This window comes from Prevotella sp. AM23-5 (assembly GCF_003473645.1).
GTDB classification, from domain to species: domain Bacteria; phylum Bacteroidota; class Bacteroidia; order Bacteroidales; family Bacteroidaceae; genus Prevotella; species Prevotella copri_A.
Window position 1 is genome coordinate 1 of record NZ_QUCG01000073.1, and the last position, 16,426, is coordinate 16,426.

Annotated in this window: 14 protein-coding genes; 5 read left to right on the forward strand and 9 right to left on the reverse strand. The window is 47.1% G+C overall.

Annotated features, from left to right (window positions below):
• Window positions 1-35 precede the first annotated feature (35 nt).
• The 3 genes from DW657_RS14230 to DW657_RS14240 are packed head-to-tail and all read left to right on the forward strand — an operon-like array spanning window position 36 to window position 2,716.
• Window positions 36-767, forward strand: a complete 732-nt coding sequence (locus tag DW657_RS14230) for a DUF4468 domain-containing protein (RefSeq protein WP_158577387.1) — start codon at window positions 36-38, stop codon at window positions 765-767.
• A gap of 14 nt (window positions 768-781) precedes the next feature.
• Window positions 782-1,777: a caspase family protein gene (locus tag DW657_RS14235; RefSeq protein ID WP_118313126.1), complete on the forward strand. Its 996-nt coding sequence runs from the start codon at window positions 782-784 to the stop codon at window positions 1,775-1,777.
• A gap of 48 nt (window positions 1,778-1,825) precedes the next feature.
• A complete protein-coding gene (locus DW657_RS14240; protein ID WP_118313127.1) occupies window positions 1,826-2,716 on the forward strand; it encodes a hypothetical protein in 891 nt (296 codons plus the stop codon).
• A 267-nt stretch (window positions 2,717-2,983) separates the two neighbouring features.
• Here DW657_RS14240 and rpsO read toward each other — a convergent pair whose 3' ends face one another.
• Window positions 2,984-3,253, reverse strand: coding sequence for a 30S ribosomal protein S15 (gene rpsO, locus DW657_RS14245; protein ID WP_022122065.1), 270 nt, complete (start codon window positions 3,251-3,253; stop codon window positions 2,984-2,986).
• A 181-nt stretch (window positions 3,254-3,434) separates the two neighbouring features.
• Between rpsO and typA the strand changes: the two genes are divergently transcribed.
• Together typA and DW657_RS14255 are read left to right on the forward strand one after the other, a co-directional pair.
• Complete coding sequence (gene typA, locus DW657_RS14250; RefSeq protein ID WP_118313128.1) at window positions 3,435-5,237, forward strand: translational GTPase TypA; 1,803 nt, start codon at window positions 3,435-3,437, stop codon at window positions 5,235-5,237.
• A gap of 98 nt (window positions 5,238-5,335) precedes the next feature.
• Window positions 5,336-6,298 (forward strand): bile acid:sodium symporter, encoded by a 963-nt coding sequence (locus tag DW657_RS14255; RefSeq protein ID WP_118313129.1) that lies wholly within the window; start codon window positions 5,336-5,338, stop codon window positions 6,296-6,298.
• Window positions 6,299-6,387: 89 nt separating this feature from the next.
• Here the strand turns inward: DW657_RS14255 and DW657_RS14260 are convergent, their stop codons facing one another.
• The 8 genes from DW657_RS14260 to DW657_RS14295 form a co-directional block, all read right to left on the reverse strand.
• Entirely contained in the window at window positions 6,388-7,296 is a 909-nt protein-coding gene (locus DW657_RS14260) for a hypothetical protein (protein WP_147381962.1), read from the reverse strand.
• A gap of 22 nt (window positions 7,297-7,318) precedes the next feature.
• Window positions 7,319-8,836, reverse strand: a complete 1,518-nt coding sequence (locus DW657_RS14265; RefSeq protein WP_118313131.1) for an alpha-L-fucosidase — start codon at window positions 8,834-8,836, stop codon at window positions 7,319-7,321.
• 192 nt (window positions 8,837-9,028) lie between these two features.
• Window positions 9,029-9,514, reverse strand: a complete 486-nt coding sequence (locus tag DW657_RS14270; RefSeq protein ID WP_118313132.1) for an S-ribosylhomocysteine lyase — start codon at window positions 9,512-9,514, stop codon at window positions 9,029-9,031.
• 26 nt (window positions 9,515-9,540) lie between these two features.
• The gene (locus DW657_RS14275; RefSeq protein ID WP_118313133.1) at window positions 9,541-10,239 is read right to left on the reverse strand and encodes a 5'-methylthioadenosine/adenosylhomocysteine nucleosidase; all 699 of its coding nucleotides are present in this window, start codon (window positions 10,237-10,239) and stop codon (window positions 9,541-9,543) included.
• Window positions 10,240-10,354: 115 nt separating this feature from the next.
• Window positions 10,355-11,227 (reverse strand): ChaN family lipoprotein, encoded by an 873-nt coding sequence (locus tag DW657_RS14280; RefSeq protein WP_118313134.1) that lies wholly within the window; start codon window positions 11,225-11,227, stop codon window positions 10,355-10,357.
• 24 nt (window positions 11,228-11,251) lie between these two features.
• The gene (locus tag DW657_RS14285; protein WP_158577388.1) at window positions 11,252-13,933 is read right to left on the reverse strand and encodes a pitrilysin family protein; all 2,682 of its coding nucleotides are present in this window, start codon (window positions 13,931-13,933) and stop codon (window positions 11,252-11,254) included.
• 172 nt (window positions 13,934-14,105) lie between these two features.
• Window positions 14,106-15,329, reverse strand: a complete 1,224-nt coding sequence (locus DW657_RS14290; RefSeq protein WP_118313136.1) for a DUF4929 family protein — start codon at window positions 15,327-15,329, stop codon at window positions 14,106-14,108.
• Between the two features lie 24 nt (window positions 15,330-15,353).
• Window positions 15,354-16,310: a RagB/SusD family nutrient uptake outer membrane protein gene (locus DW657_RS14295; protein ID WP_158577389.1), complete on the reverse strand. Its 957-nt coding sequence runs from the start codon at window positions 16,308-16,310 to the stop codon at window positions 15,354-15,356.
• Between the last annotated feature and the right edge of the window lie 116 nt (window positions 16,311-16,426).

Sequence of the window (16,426 nt, forward strand, 5' to 3'; positions counted from 1 at the left end):
GGATGATAGTTGCGGATTTTAGGATAATAAAGAAAATGAAGAAAATATTCACAGCAATCATCCTCTTTGCACTCGCACTCACTGCCAGCGCACAGACATTCAGCGCCGACCAACTTGAGAAATACGCCAAGGATAAATATGGCGACAACTGGACCAAGGCGGCTGACAACCTGCATCAGGAGGTGGCTCTCGACAACAAGAACCGACTCAACTACCAGGAAGTGATTGATTGCGCCGGACAGACGAAAGACCAGATCTACGGTAAGGCGATGGCCTGGTTTAAGAAAGCCTTCAAGAGCAAGGATACCCACGGCGTGATACAGGAGGAAAACAAGGAAGAAGGACTCATCGTGGCACGTGCCTACATCGAGAAAGTGGCCATTCAGAATGCCGGAATGAACCATTATCAGGTAGACATCGCCCCTTACATCCGAGTAGACGTAAAGGAAGAAAAGGCACGCATCAGCGTATATATGGGTTCCTATCTGGTTACCGTTACCGCCGGCGGAGGATGGACCAGTGCCATAGCCAGCACCCTGGCATCTGTAGCCACAGGCGAAGAAGCCGAGGAAAGCTCCGAGCAAACCAAGGGCACCGACGAGGAATGGGACATCAACATGTGCTATCCTTATGTGCAGAAAGACAAGCACAAGAAGGCATCCAGCAAGGCTTTCGTGATGGCTTCTGCCTTCCAGAACTCCATCATCGACGTGATGAAGGAAGCTCTGCTCGCCGATTCTTCTGAAGGCTTTGATGATAATTGGTAAATAACAGGAAGCTTATGAAAATCTATCTATATCTCGCAAGTCTTGTCGCCCTGCTGTGCATGGCGGCGCAGCCTGCCGAGGCTCAGAGAATCTCGGTGGGCAAGAAGGGGCGCGTGGTGGTGATGCGAACCGATTCTACCAGTGCGCAGGAAATAGTGAACCAGGACGGAAGCCGCATGAACAGAGCCAGGAAAACCAATCATCTCCAGGCACTGGCAGGCAATCTGAGGTCGGATGTGGATATCGACATCCCCGTTTCCAAGGCGAAGCAGGAGAAGACCTTTGCCGTAATCATCGCCAACGAGAACTACGAGGAGGAGGTGAACGTGGAGTTCGCCCTCAACGACGGAGTGGCTTTCAGCCAGTATTGCACCAAGACGCTGGGCATCCCTCAGGAGAATGTGCACGTGCGCCAGGATGCCACGCTCAACAATATCCTGGCAGAAATCAGCTGGATGCAGAACATCGCCAAGGCCTATGGCGACGAGGCTAGGTTTATCTTCTATTATGCCGGACATGGCGTGCCTGACGAAAGCAACGGCACTGCCTATCTGCTGCCCGTAGACGGCAAGAGCAGCATCTTGGCCACGGGCTACAGCATCGGCAAGCTCTATGACCAGCTCCATGCCCTGGGCTCCCAGAATGTGACGGTGGTGATGGATGCCTGCTTCAGCGGATCCAAGCGAGGCGAAGGCATGCTGGCTTCTGCCCGGGGCGTGGCCATCAAGTCGAAGGCTGAGGCTCCCAAGGGAAACATGCTGGTGATAAGTGCGGCACAGGGCAACGAGACGGCCTATCCTTATCGGGAGAAGCGCCACGGACTCTTCACCTATTTCCTGCTCAAGAAGTTGCAGGAAACCAAGGGCAATACCACCTTCGGCGAACTCTTCGACTACGTAAGGACGCAGGTGGCACAGAAATCCATCGTCGTCAACGAGAAGAGTCAGACACCATCGGTGAATGCATCGGGCGAGTTGACCTCCACCTGGAAGCAATCCAAGCTATTTTAGATGATTCATTTTAGATACAAGATTATTCATTTTTAAAACAAGATACGTATGAAAAAACTGATCGTATTTATCCTGCTGTTTGCCTGCGTAGGCGTTCAGCAGATTCAGGCACAGAAATGGCTCAAGACTTTGGGCAAGGTGGCAAGCACGCTGTTGGATGATGATGTCAGCGGAACCATTCCTGACTGTACGCTGAAGTACACCGACTGCAAGCGCAACGGCAATGATGTGCACATCAACTATGTGCTCACAAGCCAGTTGGGCAAGGATGCCCCGTTGTGGTTTGATGCCGGCAGCAACAACACCTATGCTGTGGACAGCAAGAGTGCCAAGCACACCATCGAGTTTATCGTGGGTGGCGAGCGTATGGGCACTTACAGCAACAAGAACATCCCTTCAAAGGTTCCTGTGAAGCTCACGGTGGTAGTGAAGGATGTGGAGCGCTCGGTGGCAAGCATCAGATCGTGCGTCATCAAGGGCAAGTTAAATAACTCGTCCGAGCAGTTTACCTGGAACATCGGCGCAAAGACTCCTGCCGCAGTGGTAAACACCAGTGCCGACAACATTGTGTGCACCATGCCTCAGTTGGCATTCACCCTGAAGGAGTGCAAGCGCTTGGGCGACAATGTGATTATCACGGCGATGCTGAAGAACACGGGCGGCAAGGATTTGGAGTTTGATACTTCCGGCACGGTTACCATCTATGACAACGAGGGTGAGGCATGCCGTCTGAACGGTGACATGTCGCCTGTAGCCAACGGCACATGGGGTCAGTATTCCAACATCCGTCTGGTGAAGGGCATTCCTGTAAAGGCAAAGTTTGTGGTTACGGGCGTATCCGATGCAGCCACCCAGTTCAGCATTCTGAAGTTTGAGTTCAGTGATATGGCAGGCAGCTATTACATCGAGATTCGCAATCAGGCGATTTCAGCTCAGTAATCTTCCGCCTGGAGTGATATGAGGGTGTGGCATCTTTTTTCGCCATCTTCCAATCACTCCGTCTTTCTCTTCTCTCACCGAGTGTAGTGTGGTGTAGTGTGAATGTAGTGTCGGTTAGGGTATTACACTCATATAAGTCTTTGAATAATAGAAGATTACATGAATTTCGCGTAGTGTGAAGTAGATTCGGCAAAAAAGAAAAATCCCATCGCTCTTGCGAGTGATGGGATTTTTAATTCTGTTAAGCAATGTGTCTGCTTTCGCTGATTACTTACGAAGACCGAGGGCCTTGATGATAGCACGATAGCGATTGATGTCGCGATCATACAAGTAATCGAGCAATGCACGACGCTTTCCTACAAGCTGTGTCAACGCACGTGTTGTAGTATAATCTTTACGGTTCTTCTTAACGTGCTCCGTCAAATGAGCAATACGGTATGAGAACAATGCTATCTGGCTCTCTGCTGAACCAGTATCAGAGTTAGACTTTCCGTACTTGCTAAAGATCTCTTCTTTTTTTGCTTTGTCTAAATACATAGCTGTGATACTTAAAAATTTAATTGTTATAAATGTAATATGATGCAATTTCGGACCTTCCTCACGGCGGTTTCCTTAAAAATGCGGTGCAAAGGTACAACTTTTCCATGAATTATGCAAATTTTTCGGGATTTTTTTGTAATTTTGCACCCAAATTCATTAAGTATTTAAGGTAAACGAAATGCAAGACATTAGAAACATTGCAGTTATTGCACACGTTGACCATGGTAAAACTACCCTGGTTGACAAGATGATGCTCGCCGGTAAGCTGTTCCGTGACGGCCAGGATAACAGCGGCGAAGTGCTCGATTCCAATGATTTGGAGCGAGAGCGTGGTATAACCATTCTTTCAAAGAATGTGTCTATCAATTGGAAAGGTACTAAGATTAATATTCTCGATACTCCTGGACACTCTGACTTCGGTGGTGAGGTGGAGCGCGTGCTCAACATGGCAGACGGTTGCCTCCTCCTCGTCGACGCTTTCGAGGGTCCGATGCCTCAGACCCGATTCGTGCTGCAGAAGGCTTTGCAGCTCGGATTGAAGCCTATCGTGGTGGTTAATAAGGTGGATAAGCCTAACTGTCGCCCTGAAGAGGTGTACGAAATGGTGTTCGACTTGATGTGCGACCTCGATGCTACAGAGGAACAGCTTGACTTTACTGTGGTTTACGGTTCGGCTAAGAACGGCTGGATGAGCGATGACTACAACAAGCCAACTGATAACATTGACTATCTGCTCGACAAGATTGTGGAGATTATCCCTGCTCCTAAGCAGCTGGAGGGTACTCCTCAGCTCTTGATCACATCTCTTGACTATAGTTCTTACACCGGTCGTATCGCTGTGGGTCGTGTACACCGTGGTACTCTGAAGGATGGTATGAACGTTACCATCTGCCACCGTGACGGAACCCAGGAGAAGACCAAGATCAAGGAACTGCATACCTTCGAGGGTATGGGTCATAAGAAGACAGACCATGTGGATTCTGGCGATATCTGTGCCGTTGTCGGCCTTGAGAAGTTCGAGATTGGTGATACCATCTGCGACTACGAGAACCCGGAGCCACTGCCTCCTATCGCTGTAGACGAGCCTACCATGAGTATGCTCTTCACCATCAACGATTCTCCTTTCTTCGGCAAGGAGGGTAAGTTCTGTACATCACGCCACATTCAGGACCGCCTGAACAAGGAGCTGGAGAAGAACCTGGCTCTTCGTGTTCAGCCTTACGAGGATACCACCGATAAGTGGATTGTTTCTGGTCGTGGTGTGCTCCATCTCTCTGTGCTCATCGAGACCATGCGCCGCGAGGGCTACGAGCTGCAGGTGGGTCAGCCTCAGGTAATCTACAAGGAGATTGACGGCGTGAAGTGCGAGCCTATCGAGGAGTTGACCATCAACGTGCCAGAGGAGTTTGCTTCTAAGATGATTGATATGGTTACCCGCCGCAAGGGTGACATGACTTCTATGCTGAACATGGGCGAGCGTGTGGATATCGAGTTTGATATTCCTTCACGTGGTATCATCGGTTTGCGTACCAATGTGCTCACTGCTTCTCAGGGCGAGGCTATCATGGCCCACCGCTTCAAGGAGTATCAGCCATACAAGGGCGAGATTACCCGCCGTTCTAACGGTAGCATGATTGCGCTGGAAACAGGTACTGCCTATGCTTACGCCATCGATAAGTTGCAGGATCGCGGTAAGTTCTTCATCGACCCAGGTGAGGAGGTTTACGGTGGCGAGGTAGTTGGTGAGCATGTTCACGACAACGACCTGGTGGTTAACGTAACCAAGGCAAAGCAGCTGACCAACGTGCGTGCTTCTGGTTCTGATGATAAGGCTCGCGTGATTCCAAAGACCGTGATGAGCCTTGAGGAGTGCCTGGAGTATATCCGCGAGGATGAGTACGTAGAGGTAACCCCTAAGAGCATGCGTATGCGCAAGGTGATTCTCGATCACTTGGAGCGCAAGCGCAGTAACAAGGAATAAGTTATAGCTTGTATATAAATGGATCCGTAAGAATTCCCCTCTTGCCGATTGCCCTGGGCAGTCTGCTTGCAGGGGATTCTTTATTTTAATGTATTTGTATGCTGTTGTGGAAATTCTTTAGGAAATTCTCGTTGCCCTGCTCGCTGGTATTGGGAGCTGTGGGCTATCTGATTTTTGCCAATGTTCCGTTTCTGGAACCTCTGGGCGATGCGGTGGGACCGAAACTGGTAGATCTGATGCCGGTGGTGCTCTTCGCCCTGCTCTATGTTACTTTCTGCAAGATAGAAATCAAGGAGATGAAGCCGAAGGCGTGGCATTTTGTATTGCAGCTGATTAGAACCAGTCTGGCATTGGCGATGGTGGTGCTGATTTTCGAATTCGGCGATGATTATGAAACCAAGCTGGTGCTGGAGGGAGCCTTTATCTGCTTTATCTGTCCTACGGCGGCTGCCGTGGCGGTGGTGACGGAGAAGTTGGGTGGAAGCATCGGTTCGCTGACTACTTATACGGTGATAGCGAATGTATTCACGATGGTGATTATTCCGAGTCTCTTCCCGATGGTGGAGAAGGGGGCGGATGTTTCCTTTCTTTTTATGAGTGCGATGGTGTTCAGAAACGTAACCACGGTACTGGTGGTACCTTTGCTCCTGGCTTTGCTGAGCCGCAGGTTCCTGCCCAAGTGGGTGGATAAGGTGAAGAGCGTGAAGGATTTGGGTTTCTATATGTGGTGCTTCAACCTGACGATATTGATGGGCGAGACGGTTCGCAATATCCTCCATGCCGAGGTTTCGGGATGGATTCTAGCCTTGCTGCTTCTGGTACCCCTTTTGGTATGTCTTATCCAGTTTGCCATTGGCAAGGCGGTGGGCAGACATTATGATGCGAGCATCAGTGCCGGTCAGGCGTTGGGACAGAAGAATACCATTGTGGGCATCTGGCTCACCCTTACTTTTCTGAATCCTCTTGCCGCCGTAGCACCGGGTGCCTATGTGGTTTGGCAGAACCTGGTGAATGGCTGGCAGCTATGGTATAAAGAGAAATACGGAAGACTGAAATGGTAGCAATAAAAAAAATAGGGTGTGGCATCAACTGATACCACACCCTTTTTATATAGAGGATTTTATTTATTTACTTGTAGAAATCAAGGATTTTATTTGCTCGTAGAAATAAAGATGCACTCGATGGTTACGTTGCCATCCATCCATTTTGCTGGAATGGTGAAGGTGCCATCCTTGGCGATATCCGTCTTCTTGAGCGATTCTACCTTGTCGCCGTGGGTGATGGTGAAATCACCGTAGGTGAAGCCTGGGGCAGGTACCATCTTTACCTTGAATGCCTTGCCGTATGCCACCTTGTGGTTGTTGAGGGTGGTTCCGTCGGCGGCTGTCACCATACCGTTGCGGTTGGCCTCGGTAACGGATACGAAGTCGCTGTGAGACTTCTTCTTCGCTGCACCTTCTGTCTTCAGCAGGGTGATGCGAGGGGCGTTGGTCAGATGGATATTGATATCATCGATATACACCACGGCATCCTGCTTCATCTCGTGAGGTGACTCGGCGTGAGGAACCACTACCAGACTGTAGATATCCACACCCTCGGCACTCTTGATAGGGAAAACGGCATCAGCCCACTGACCGGCAGGAACCGGAGTGGTGGATTTAATCCAGAACTGCTCTACTTCCTGCGACTGTCCGGCTCTGTCTCTGCGCTTGCCGAGACCAACCAGCATCACGCGGCCTTCCATCGGACGGTTGATGAGCACGTGAACCACTTTTCCTGCAGGGCCGAGTGCTATCGGCTTCTTCAGATCTATTCTTGCACCGAAGATGTTGGATGCCAGGCGTGAACGCTGAAAGGCGAGCACCTTCGTGTTGGGATTGTTGGTGAGGTCGGGATTATCCACTACTGCGCAGTTGCCAGCCAGTTCTCCCGTGCGGAATGGGGAATGCTCCCATCTATCGTAAACTCCCACGGATTTGTAATCCTGGGTGTCGAACTTAATTTCCTGTCCCATTACTGCCAATGGCAACAGGCACAATGCTATGAGTAATTTCTTCATGTTCTTGGTGTAGAGAAAAAGTTTAAAATACTTTTATGGAATGCAGCAGCGGACAAGCCTTGCTGTCGTCGATGACAATCTTCAAACCCTTCGCCTGATAGCCCTTGCCGTAACTGTCTGATGTGCTGCCGTTCAGCGGGATGATGCGCTTGTATCCGATGGTGGTAGTGGTGCACTTTTCTGCGATAGGCTTCCATGTCTTTCCATCTTCTGAGATTTCGATATGGAACTTTCTTACTCGCTGCCCCTTGCGGATGTACTCCATCATATCCACATAGCGCAGGGTTTGTGGCTTATCCCAGCTGAAGGTGATGGTGGCCTGCTTTACGCCGTCGTCGGTGGCCCAATAGGTATTCTTGTTGTTGTCGGTCAGGTTCCTGGCGGCATAGTTGCGCTTGGCTCCTGCCTGGCGGGTGTTGCTAACGGAAACCCTGGCCTTCTGAGCCAGGTCCTTGCCCAGGCGGGTGCGGATCATATTGCCCATATCCTTGAGCACGCGCACGTCGATATCAGGCAGCAAACCTCTCTTGTCGGGAGGACAGTTCAGGATGAGGGTGGCGTTTCTACCCACGGTTTCGAGATACATCTGGAAGAGGCGCTCCACAGAGAGAGGCTTCTCGCCTTCGTGCCAGAACCATCCCTTGTCGGTGAGCTTGGCATCGCTCTCTCCCGGGTCCCACTGCCATCCGTCTTCAGTGCCATACATGCCGTTGCTTTCAGGGGCATATCCTCTCTCGTCGGTGAGCCAGTTGGTTTCGCCAGCCCATCCTGCCTCGTTGCCTATCCATCTTGCCTCAGCACCCACACCCCAGAGGATGATGTCTGGACAAACCTTGTGGATAGAGTCTCTGAGGTTAGGAATATCATAATAGGTTGAACGATCTACGTTCACGGTCGTATTGCGTCCGCCGTAGTATCCGTCACCACCGTTGGCACCATCAAACCACATTTCAAACTGGTCTTTGCCATATTGTGCCAACTCCGCGCACTGGCGCAGGAAAACATCGTTTACATATTTCTCAGTACCGTAGTATTGGCTGTTTCTATCCCATGGAGAAACATAGAAGCCGTACTTCATTCCCAAGCTTCGTGCAGCCTTGGCAAAGTCGCGGGGAATGTTGGTAGTCTTGCCATTCTCATTGCCGGCATTGACGATGGAATGGTCAGTAGTAGATGTAGGCCAGAGGCAGAAACCGTCATGATGCTTGACTACGGCGATACCGCCCTTCATGCCAGCAGCCTTTACAGCCTTGAGCCATTGAGCCGGGTTTGGCTTCTTGGTTGGTGCAAAAAGGGTTACGTCTTCACTTCCGAGTCCCCATTCTCTGTTGGTATAGGTATTCATGCCATAATGGAAGAAGGCATAGAATTCAGTCTCCTGCCATTTCATCTGGCGATCACTTGGAACCGGGAACACAGCTGTTGGCTCGTTGTCTGGATTAGGCAACGACTGCTGCTTTACTTGGAAAACACTCTGGGAGTGGCCAGCCATGGCAGTCATGACGAAGGACACCCCTATAAAAACTTTTTTGATGTTCATGGTTGTTGTATTTAAATCGATACACTTTAATCTTACCATAATAATAGATGTATATAATAGTTATTGATGCTATTGGTGATTGTTACTAATGATTCATCTGCAAAGATAGGAGTTTTATAAATAGTAACAAAACTTTTCTGGTTAATTAAATATAAACGCCCGCAAATTTGCTTTGCGGGCGTTTGTATAGGGTTAGTCCTGTGTAGGATAAATCAAATTTTCTTCGGTGATGCAGTTGAGCACCTCTTCCAAATATTTTTTCGATTCATACTTTGCCATAGGCAGGTCGTGGAGCAGATAGTTACCGCAATCCTTGGCTGCCTGTCCTGGAATTTCTCCTTCGAAGTCGGCGATGAACTGGAAGGTGCGCTTCATCAGTTCTACGATGTCCTTGCTCTCCAGGTCGCCCTTGATGAGGAGGTAGTTGCCGGTGAGGCATCCCATTGGTCCCCAGTAGATGATGCGGTCTTTCCACTCCTCGTCGTTGCGCAGGTAGGTGGCTGCCAGGTGCTCGATGGTATGGATGGCACCGTTGTGGAGGCAAGGCTCCTGGTTAGGCACCTTCATGCGGATATCGAAGGTTGTGATGACTTCTCCGCCTACTTCGTCCTTGCGGCTTACGTAGATGCCGCGGAGCAACTTGTTATGATTGATAGTAAAACTTGGAATCTTATTCATATAGTTTATAATTTACAATTTATAGTTTACAGACTTTCGAGAAAAGCCTTGGTGACATTGAATGATCCTTCTGCCATTTTAGCCCAGAAGTCGAAGTACTGCTGTGCCTTGGTATCCTTCAGAGGTACATCGCTGATGATGCGGAAGGAGATGAATGGAGTCTTGTAGATGTGGCAGGTCTGTGCGATGGAGCAGCTTTCCATATCCACAGCCATGGCGTGAGGGAAGTGCTCCAGGATAGATCGCATCTTCTCCTTGCTATCTACGAACCATTCTCCGCTTACAATCTGTCCGGCATGAATCTTGGGATGCTGGTTGTCTGGCTGTGCATTGATGGCAAGCGCCTTTTCTACATACTCCTTTGGGGTCTTGAAGAGGGCAGGCATACCGAGAATCTGTCCATACTCGCATTCGTCACCGCAGTAAGCATCGTGATATACACAGTCGGTAGCTACCACCACTTCTGTAACATTGAGGTTGATGTCAGCACCTCCAGCCACACCCGAAGAGATGACGAGGTCTGGGTGGTAATTATCAATCATTTCCACAGCTCCGATGGCGCTGTTCACCTTTCCGATGCCGCACTGCTGCATCACTACTTCATTCTCGCCGATTTTTCCGATGACGAAGTCCTTATGATTCTTTCGCTCAGTCTGCGATTCTGTCAATAATGTCTTGAGTTGCGTGAACTCCTTGTCCATCGCAACGATAATTCCTATTCTCATATCTATTTTATTACTTTTGGGTGCAAAGTTAATAAAAATATCGCAGATGTTGCAAAAATTTCTTTTTATTTTGGTTGTTAATGCCTCATTTGGCAGAAAAGGTGAACAGGAAAGCCTAATACGACATGTTCATATCTTCTGTAATACAGATATAGAAATCAGCCAATCCCAGGTAGTCTTCTTCTATCTTGTCAATCTCTTCTTGGCGAACCGCCCTAATAGTGCTAATGGTTGTTTTAGGGCGATATTCGAGGAGATAAGGGATGATTCCGTTTCTGGCATCAGAATGATATGTACCATTAAAATGAATCATCTGTTCACCCTTCTTGAGGTTTTGAGCGATGAACCATCCCATGGTGGCATCTTTGATGGCTTGTGCTTGTGCCATCAGCTGTGGTTCGGTTCCCTTCGCCTTACCGAGTAACCCCATCAGGGCAAAACCTTCCTGGGCGTTCTCGTTCTCAACATATTTAATAGGCAGCTTTGGCAAATAGCGCTTGGCTTCAGCCGAAAGAGAATCAAGGAAAGCAAGTCCTTTTTCTTTTACGACACTGGCATATCTGCGAGGCACGTTGGTTGCTATCAGTGGCAAGTGGTGGCGCTTGGCGTAGTAGACCAACGGTTCGTAGTCAGTGCTGTAGTTGGGCCATAGGCGGCACTCTTCCTCGAAACGGTCGGAAGAAATGGTGCTACTTGTATATTCATCGATGATGAGCTGGTTATCTGCCTCCAGCATCTCCATACCTACTTTCAATTTTTTATTATTTTCGGCAAGAGCCTCTAAGACCTTTAATTCCATCCAATGGCTAATGACGCAATTGTGGATTTCTCCAAAGAATACAACATCTGTGGCAGACACGGTCTTGATCATTTTTTCATAACTTACTTCCTTGCCTTGGGCATCGAAAATACGATATATTTCTGGAGTTTTCTGTGCATAGGTAGTCATGCTCATCATGAGCATGACTATCCATAATATTTTTTTCATTTTTCTTTCTTGTTTTGATGTAATTTAAAATGGGGTGCCTTTATAGAGTAAAGCTGCGCGCTCAGGACGTACGTAGTCCTCAAAACCTTTGCGGATATCCTCAGGCGTGATGCTTTTCAGACAGTTACTGTAATTGTCGAAGTCTTCTAAGCTCTCGCCGTTATGCAAGAGGTTAGTGAGAACATTCTTCCATTCTGCTGGTGCATCATCAGAGAGCGACTTGCGCTTGGTAACGAGGAACGACATCTTGAGCTTGTTCAATTCGCCTTCGCTGATACAGTTGGTCTGTAAGTCCTTGATAATCTCATCTAAGGCCTGCATAGCCTTATTGCGATTCTCGTTCTTGACAGCCACTTCGAGCCAGAAATTATATTTGGCTTGTGGTACTCCGGCATAGTATAGGTCGGCGTATGGCGAATAAACGATGTTTAATTTCTCGCGCAGGATGCTCAACAATCGGTTCTGCATGACATCGCGCATCAGCTTCAGCATCAGCGACTGGCGAAGTCCTGGCTTATAATTGCCCGAATAGATGTAGTTCAAGACAGTCTGTGATTCCACGTCATTCTCAAAAGCCTCTTTGTAAGGACTCTTTGGCATATTGCTTGGCTTGTCCTGGAAACGAGTCATCTGAGCGGATATCTTCAAACGTGCAAATGTGTTGACAATGGTACGCAATACCTCATTTTCTGCAAAGTTGCCAGTTACTATCAAGGTGGTTTGCAGAGGATTGGCAAAGAGTGATTTATAATAGGTGGTCATTGAATCCAGGTTGAGCTTTGACAAGTTTTCTTTCTGAATCTTGATACCACTATTCGTTGGTATATTGCATACCAGTGAGTCCACTCTTCGTGAGAGCATACGGTTGGTGTCTCGTTTCAGCAGTCTGTTGAGCAAGGTTTCCTTTCCCCAACTTTCAATTTCAGAGTCTCGGACCTCCTTGAAATCTTCGTATGATTTGCCTGGAGCTGTAATTTTCTCATAAACCAGGTTCATTAATTCCTGTGCCTTGTCGATTGGTGCAGAGGCGAGTACCTGATGCCAGTAATCGTCGATACCAATGCTCATTGATAAGCCTTCTTCCTGCATCACCTCGGTCAGCAGATCGGTATCGATATGTGCTAGTCCGCCCATATCTACATAGCTTACGGCATCTTTCAGGAGTGGGTAATCCTGCTTGCTGAGATCACCTGTGCCACCTCGTCCGTGCATGGCAATATAGATGGTGCTGTCTTTATCTGTTGTAGGACGCAAGACAAGCTTCAAGCCATTTTGGAGCAGATATTCCTTTACTCCGATATCCTCGTACTTCCGTTTGCTGACGATAGAAGAGGAGGCATCAGCATGGGTGGTTGAAAGGCAGGCAGGAATGTCAATATGCTGTTTTTCTGCTACCTTCTTTCGTTGATAGGTGTAAGCAGGCATCGGGGTCTTCAAGCCCTGCTGCCATAGTTGCAGTAACTCTTTCTCATTAAAAGATTCTTCCTTGCCGGCATTGTTCTGATAGGCTACAAGAAGTGATTTGTTTCCTTCCTGAAGAATCGTTTTGAAAAGTTTCTTAAGCTGGCTGCTACTGGTTTGCCTTACCAATTGTCTGACTTCCTCCATATCTTCGTTCCAAGTGAGATATCTGTCTCCGGCGATGATGTAATCAACAAAATCATCACACCATTTGCTTGACTGGAATCCTACAGTATCTACTGACATCCTGTTGACTTTTTCGGCAATATAGTCAGCTAATTCTTCTTTGCCAAACCCCTTGCTGGCGATATTTGAAAATACGCTAAGCACTTTTGTCATCTTCTCCTTGAGTTCCAGTTTTCCTCTACCTTCTACCGAAAAAGAGAAATGATTTTGATTGGCAAGATACCAGGCATCGTCGAGATCACATCTGATACCCTGTGCAGCCATTCTCTTTCTGATAGCCGCCATGAGCAGGCGATATTGCTCCTTGAGAGCTGTAGAGGCGATGGTATTTGCCACCACACCTTCGTGAGGGATAATGAACTCCAGTTTAGAACTTGTACCTACAGTGTCTTTAACCTCATGGAGCGTGATGCCTTTCTTGTAGGTGAGCGGGTAGTTGCCCAATGGGGTAGGGTGTCCTTTTGCTACCTGGTTGAAGGTTGCCAAGATGCGTTTCTGTATATCTTGAGCATCCACATTACCTACAATAACCAGACAGGCATTCTTGGGAAGATACCATTGATGATAGTAATTCAGCAGATCGTCGCGTGAGATAGACTCGATGTCCTGTTCTGTTCCGAGCGGCATACGCAAGATATATCTTCCATCACCGATTTTAAGGTCATAGAAGTCATCTCCGGTATCATAACTGCGCAATTCTTCCTTGATAACTCCGCGTTCCTGATTCACTGATTGTGGGTCGAATGCTACACCATCCAGAATGTCACGAACAGCAAGAAGCGTGCTGTCCATAACCTGAGTTCCGAAATCAGCAACAGGCAATGAAAGCCAGTATATGGTGCGGTCGAATCCTGTGAAAGCATTGATGTCGCGTCCATATTTCATACCGAGACGCTCAAAGTAGTCAACCCATGCATCTTGAGGAAAATGTGTAGTACCCGAAAAAGACATATGCTCTAAGAAGTGAGCGCCACCTTTTTGCTGATCACTTTCTTGCAGAGAGCCCACTTTCATAACAAGGCGCATTTCTATGCCATGTCTTGGCAATGCATTAGGCATAATGATATAGTGAAGTCCGTTGTCAAGGTAGCCTTCCACGGTACCCCGTGGAAGGTTTATAGCTTTATCTTTATTGGCAAATGCTGATAAACCAAAGGTTATGAGCATTACAAATAACAAAGTCTGTTTTGTTATTTTATACATATTGTTGGCATTAGATGTTTTTATTCTATTAATTACCAAAAGTATAGGTTGCTTCTACTCTCTGGCAGCCGTATGCATTCTCAAGATACCAAGGGAATGCAAAGGTCATTTTTCCATTCGCGAAATCTATCTTGCCGGTAGGAACAACAAAGATATTCTTATACTCTGTTTTTTCTGCATCGGCAACAACGTCGGTATTGTCAAAGAATGCGTATGGATTCAATGTTCCACCACCGTCAATGATGTCTTGTACAGGAGTTTCTGTCTTGGAATCACCATCGTCAACAATAAAGTTTTTGCCTGCATCTGCCATTTCCTTTAGACGAGTCCATGCAGAGAATGTATAATCGAACGGAACCGTTGTGATTTCTACTTCATAAATGTTAGTCTTCTTGCCTGTGAAGCTTAGTGTCATGTCTGCATTAACTTCGATACCATCGAGGGTCATCGTAAAGGTTTCCTTGTTGAAGTCATACTTGATGTTCTCCATTACAGCCTTGCCATATGGAGTCTGTGTATAGTATTCGGTATCTTCTACCGTTTTCTTTCTCAACATTTCGTAATTGAAGTTAGTCATGCCCATTGCATTTGAAATCATCTTCAGTACAGGCTTTTCTGCTGTCGCCTTATCGCTTAGAGTGATAATGGTTATGCCTGAGAAAGCATGAGTCTCCTTATTGTTATTGATATCAGCCTTGTCGTCATCATTGAAAGTTACAACGGTATTTACCTTTACTTTACCCAGAATCTTGGTTAAGTCTATATTGAGATTTTTTTTGTAGCCTTCAATCAGTTTCAATTGAGCCTCTGTTAATGTAGGGATATCTGAGTCTGGATTGATGGTTACAGTTGCAGGCTTTCCATCTGATTTCATGTTGCTATCAGAGAATGATGCTGCAATGGTTAATATGCAAGGTGTGCTGAGAGAACTCTTTTTATTTGATTTTACAGTGAATGAAGCTGTCTTTTCTCCTGCCTTCAGAGTAATTGTATTAGGAGTGATTGTTGCAATGTCTCCATCATTTCCCTGAAGCGACAGACTGATGCTTGCATCTGCCTTCAATGTGTGGGCAAGCAAAATGTTGAATTTTACTTCTTCGTCATTATCCTCATTGATGATACTATTGCCATCTGCAGTAATGGATACGTAGTTGGTCATCTGAACATTGTCACCATTGTCGTCACTGCTGCATGCGCTGAAACCAATCAGCATTGCAAGCGCACAAAAAAGCATAAATGTAATTTTCTTCATTTTTCTATTCTTTTATTGTTAATACTATCTGTTAATTGGCCACTTTTCGTTTTGGCTCACTTGGTTGTTGTATTTATATTCGGATGCAGGGATTGGGAATGTCCAACGATAGTCATTTGACTTGATCTTGGTTGTTACTGCCAGTCCCCAGACCGAAAGGCGATTTACGTCGGCGTGTATTCGCTTGAGATCGAAATAATTGGTTCCTTCTCCTACGAATTCCTTGAATTTCTCAGTGAGAATTGCTTCAATCAATGCATCTCCTGTTACTTCTTCTCCTATCGGATTGGCAGAAATCAGTTGCAGGTAATGGTTGATGCGCTCTCGTGCCATTTGTTCATTGTTGTTGCGGGCATAAGCCTCTGCTGCGATGAAGTAGGCGCCTGCAAATCGCATTCTGTTGATGTAACTTGGCTGGGTGCCTTGTTTGTTCATCATATTGTACTTGCCCATCAGGTTGCGCATCTTTCCATTTTGTTCTTTGGAATAGAGAGTATATTCCTTGCGCACATCCTTATCTGTAAAGCTGAATGCTGGATTTACGGCATAGTAATCGCCATCATTACTGCCATATTCGATTCCTATATAGTAACTGTTGGAAGTATTGAAGGCAAAGATTCGCCCGCTATAACTTTCTGTTCGCCACAGTCGTGAATAACTCTCGCCACCAATCTGGCTGTCATCGCCTAGTGCTATTACATCATCTGCATGTTCGGCTGCTTCTTGGTAGTTTCCCATATAGAGTGCAGTTTCTGCCAGCATGTATTTGGCTGCAGTTTGCGATAACCAGCCGTTTTTTGCAGGTTGGTTTCTTACACTTGCCGCCTCAGTCAGCAAACTATTGATCATATCAATGCATACTTTCTTGCTGCTTCGTGCATTGGTTTCATAACCAAACATATTCTTGATGATTACACCATCTCCGTCAGGGTTGATGTCGAATGCGGTAGCATAGATGCGTAACAAGTCAAAATAGCACATGGCTTTCAATATCTGTGCCTCTGCCTTGATGTCTTCTTTCTCTTTCTGCTCTGTTGATGTTTCGCTTGTTATTTTGTCGATACGTTCTCAATAGTTCGTTAAAATTTGAGATAATG

Excerpts from the sequence above, each read along its gene's own strand:
- DW657_RS14230 (WP_158577387.1), top strand. The coding sequence starts at position 36 with ATGAAGAAAATATTCACAGCAATCATCCTCTTTGCACTCGCACTCACT.
- DW657_RS14235 (WP_118313126.1), top strand. The coding sequence starts at position 782 with ATGAAAATCTATCTATATCTCGCAAGTCTTGTCGCCCTGCTGTGCATG.
- DW657_RS14240 (WP_118313127.1), top strand. The coding sequence starts at position 1,826 with ATGAAAAAACTGATCGTATTTATCCTGCTGTTTGCCTGCGTAGGCGTT.
- rpsO (WP_022122065.1), bottom strand. The coding sequence starts at position 3,253 with ATGTATTTAGACAAAGCAAAAAAAGAAGAGATCTTTAGCAAGTACGGA.
- typA (WP_118313128.1), top strand. The coding sequence starts at position 3,435 with ATGCAAGACATTAGAAACATTGCAGTTATTGCACACGTTGACCATGGT.
- DW657_RS14255 (WP_118313129.1), top strand. The coding sequence starts at position 5,336 with ATGCTGTTGTGGAAATTCTTTAGGAAATTCTCGTTGCCCTGCTCGCTG.
- DW657_RS14260 (WP_147381962.1), bottom strand. The coding sequence starts at position 7,296 with ATGAAGAAATTACTCATAGCATTGTGCCTGTTGCCATTGGCAGTAATG.
- DW657_RS14265 (WP_118313131.1), bottom strand. The coding sequence starts at position 8,836 with ATGAACATCAAAAAAGTTTTTATAGGGGTGTCCTTCGTCATGACTGCC.
- DW657_RS14270 (WP_118313132.1), bottom strand. The coding sequence starts at position 9,514 with ATGAATAAGATTCCAAGTTTTACTATCAATCATAACAAGTTGCTCCGC.
- DW657_RS14275 (WP_118313133.1), bottom strand. The coding sequence starts at position 10,239 with ATGAGAATAGGAATTATCGTTGCGATGGACAAGGAGTTCACGCAACTC.
- DW657_RS14280 (WP_118313134.1), bottom strand. The coding sequence starts at position 11,227 with ATGAAAAAAATATTATGGATAGTCATGCTCATGATGAGCATGACTACC.
- DW657_RS14285 (WP_158577388.1), bottom strand. The coding sequence starts at position 13,933 with ATGCCTAATGCATTGCCAAGACATGGCATAGAAATGCGCCTTGTTATG.
- DW657_RS14290 (WP_118313136.1), bottom strand. The coding sequence starts at position 15,329 with ATGAAGAAAATTACATTTATGCTTTTTTGTGCGCTTGCAATGCTGATT.
- DW657_RS14295 (WP_158577389.1), bottom strand. The coding sequence starts at position 16,310 with ATGTGCTATTTTGACTTGTTACGCATCTATGCTACCGCATTCGACATC.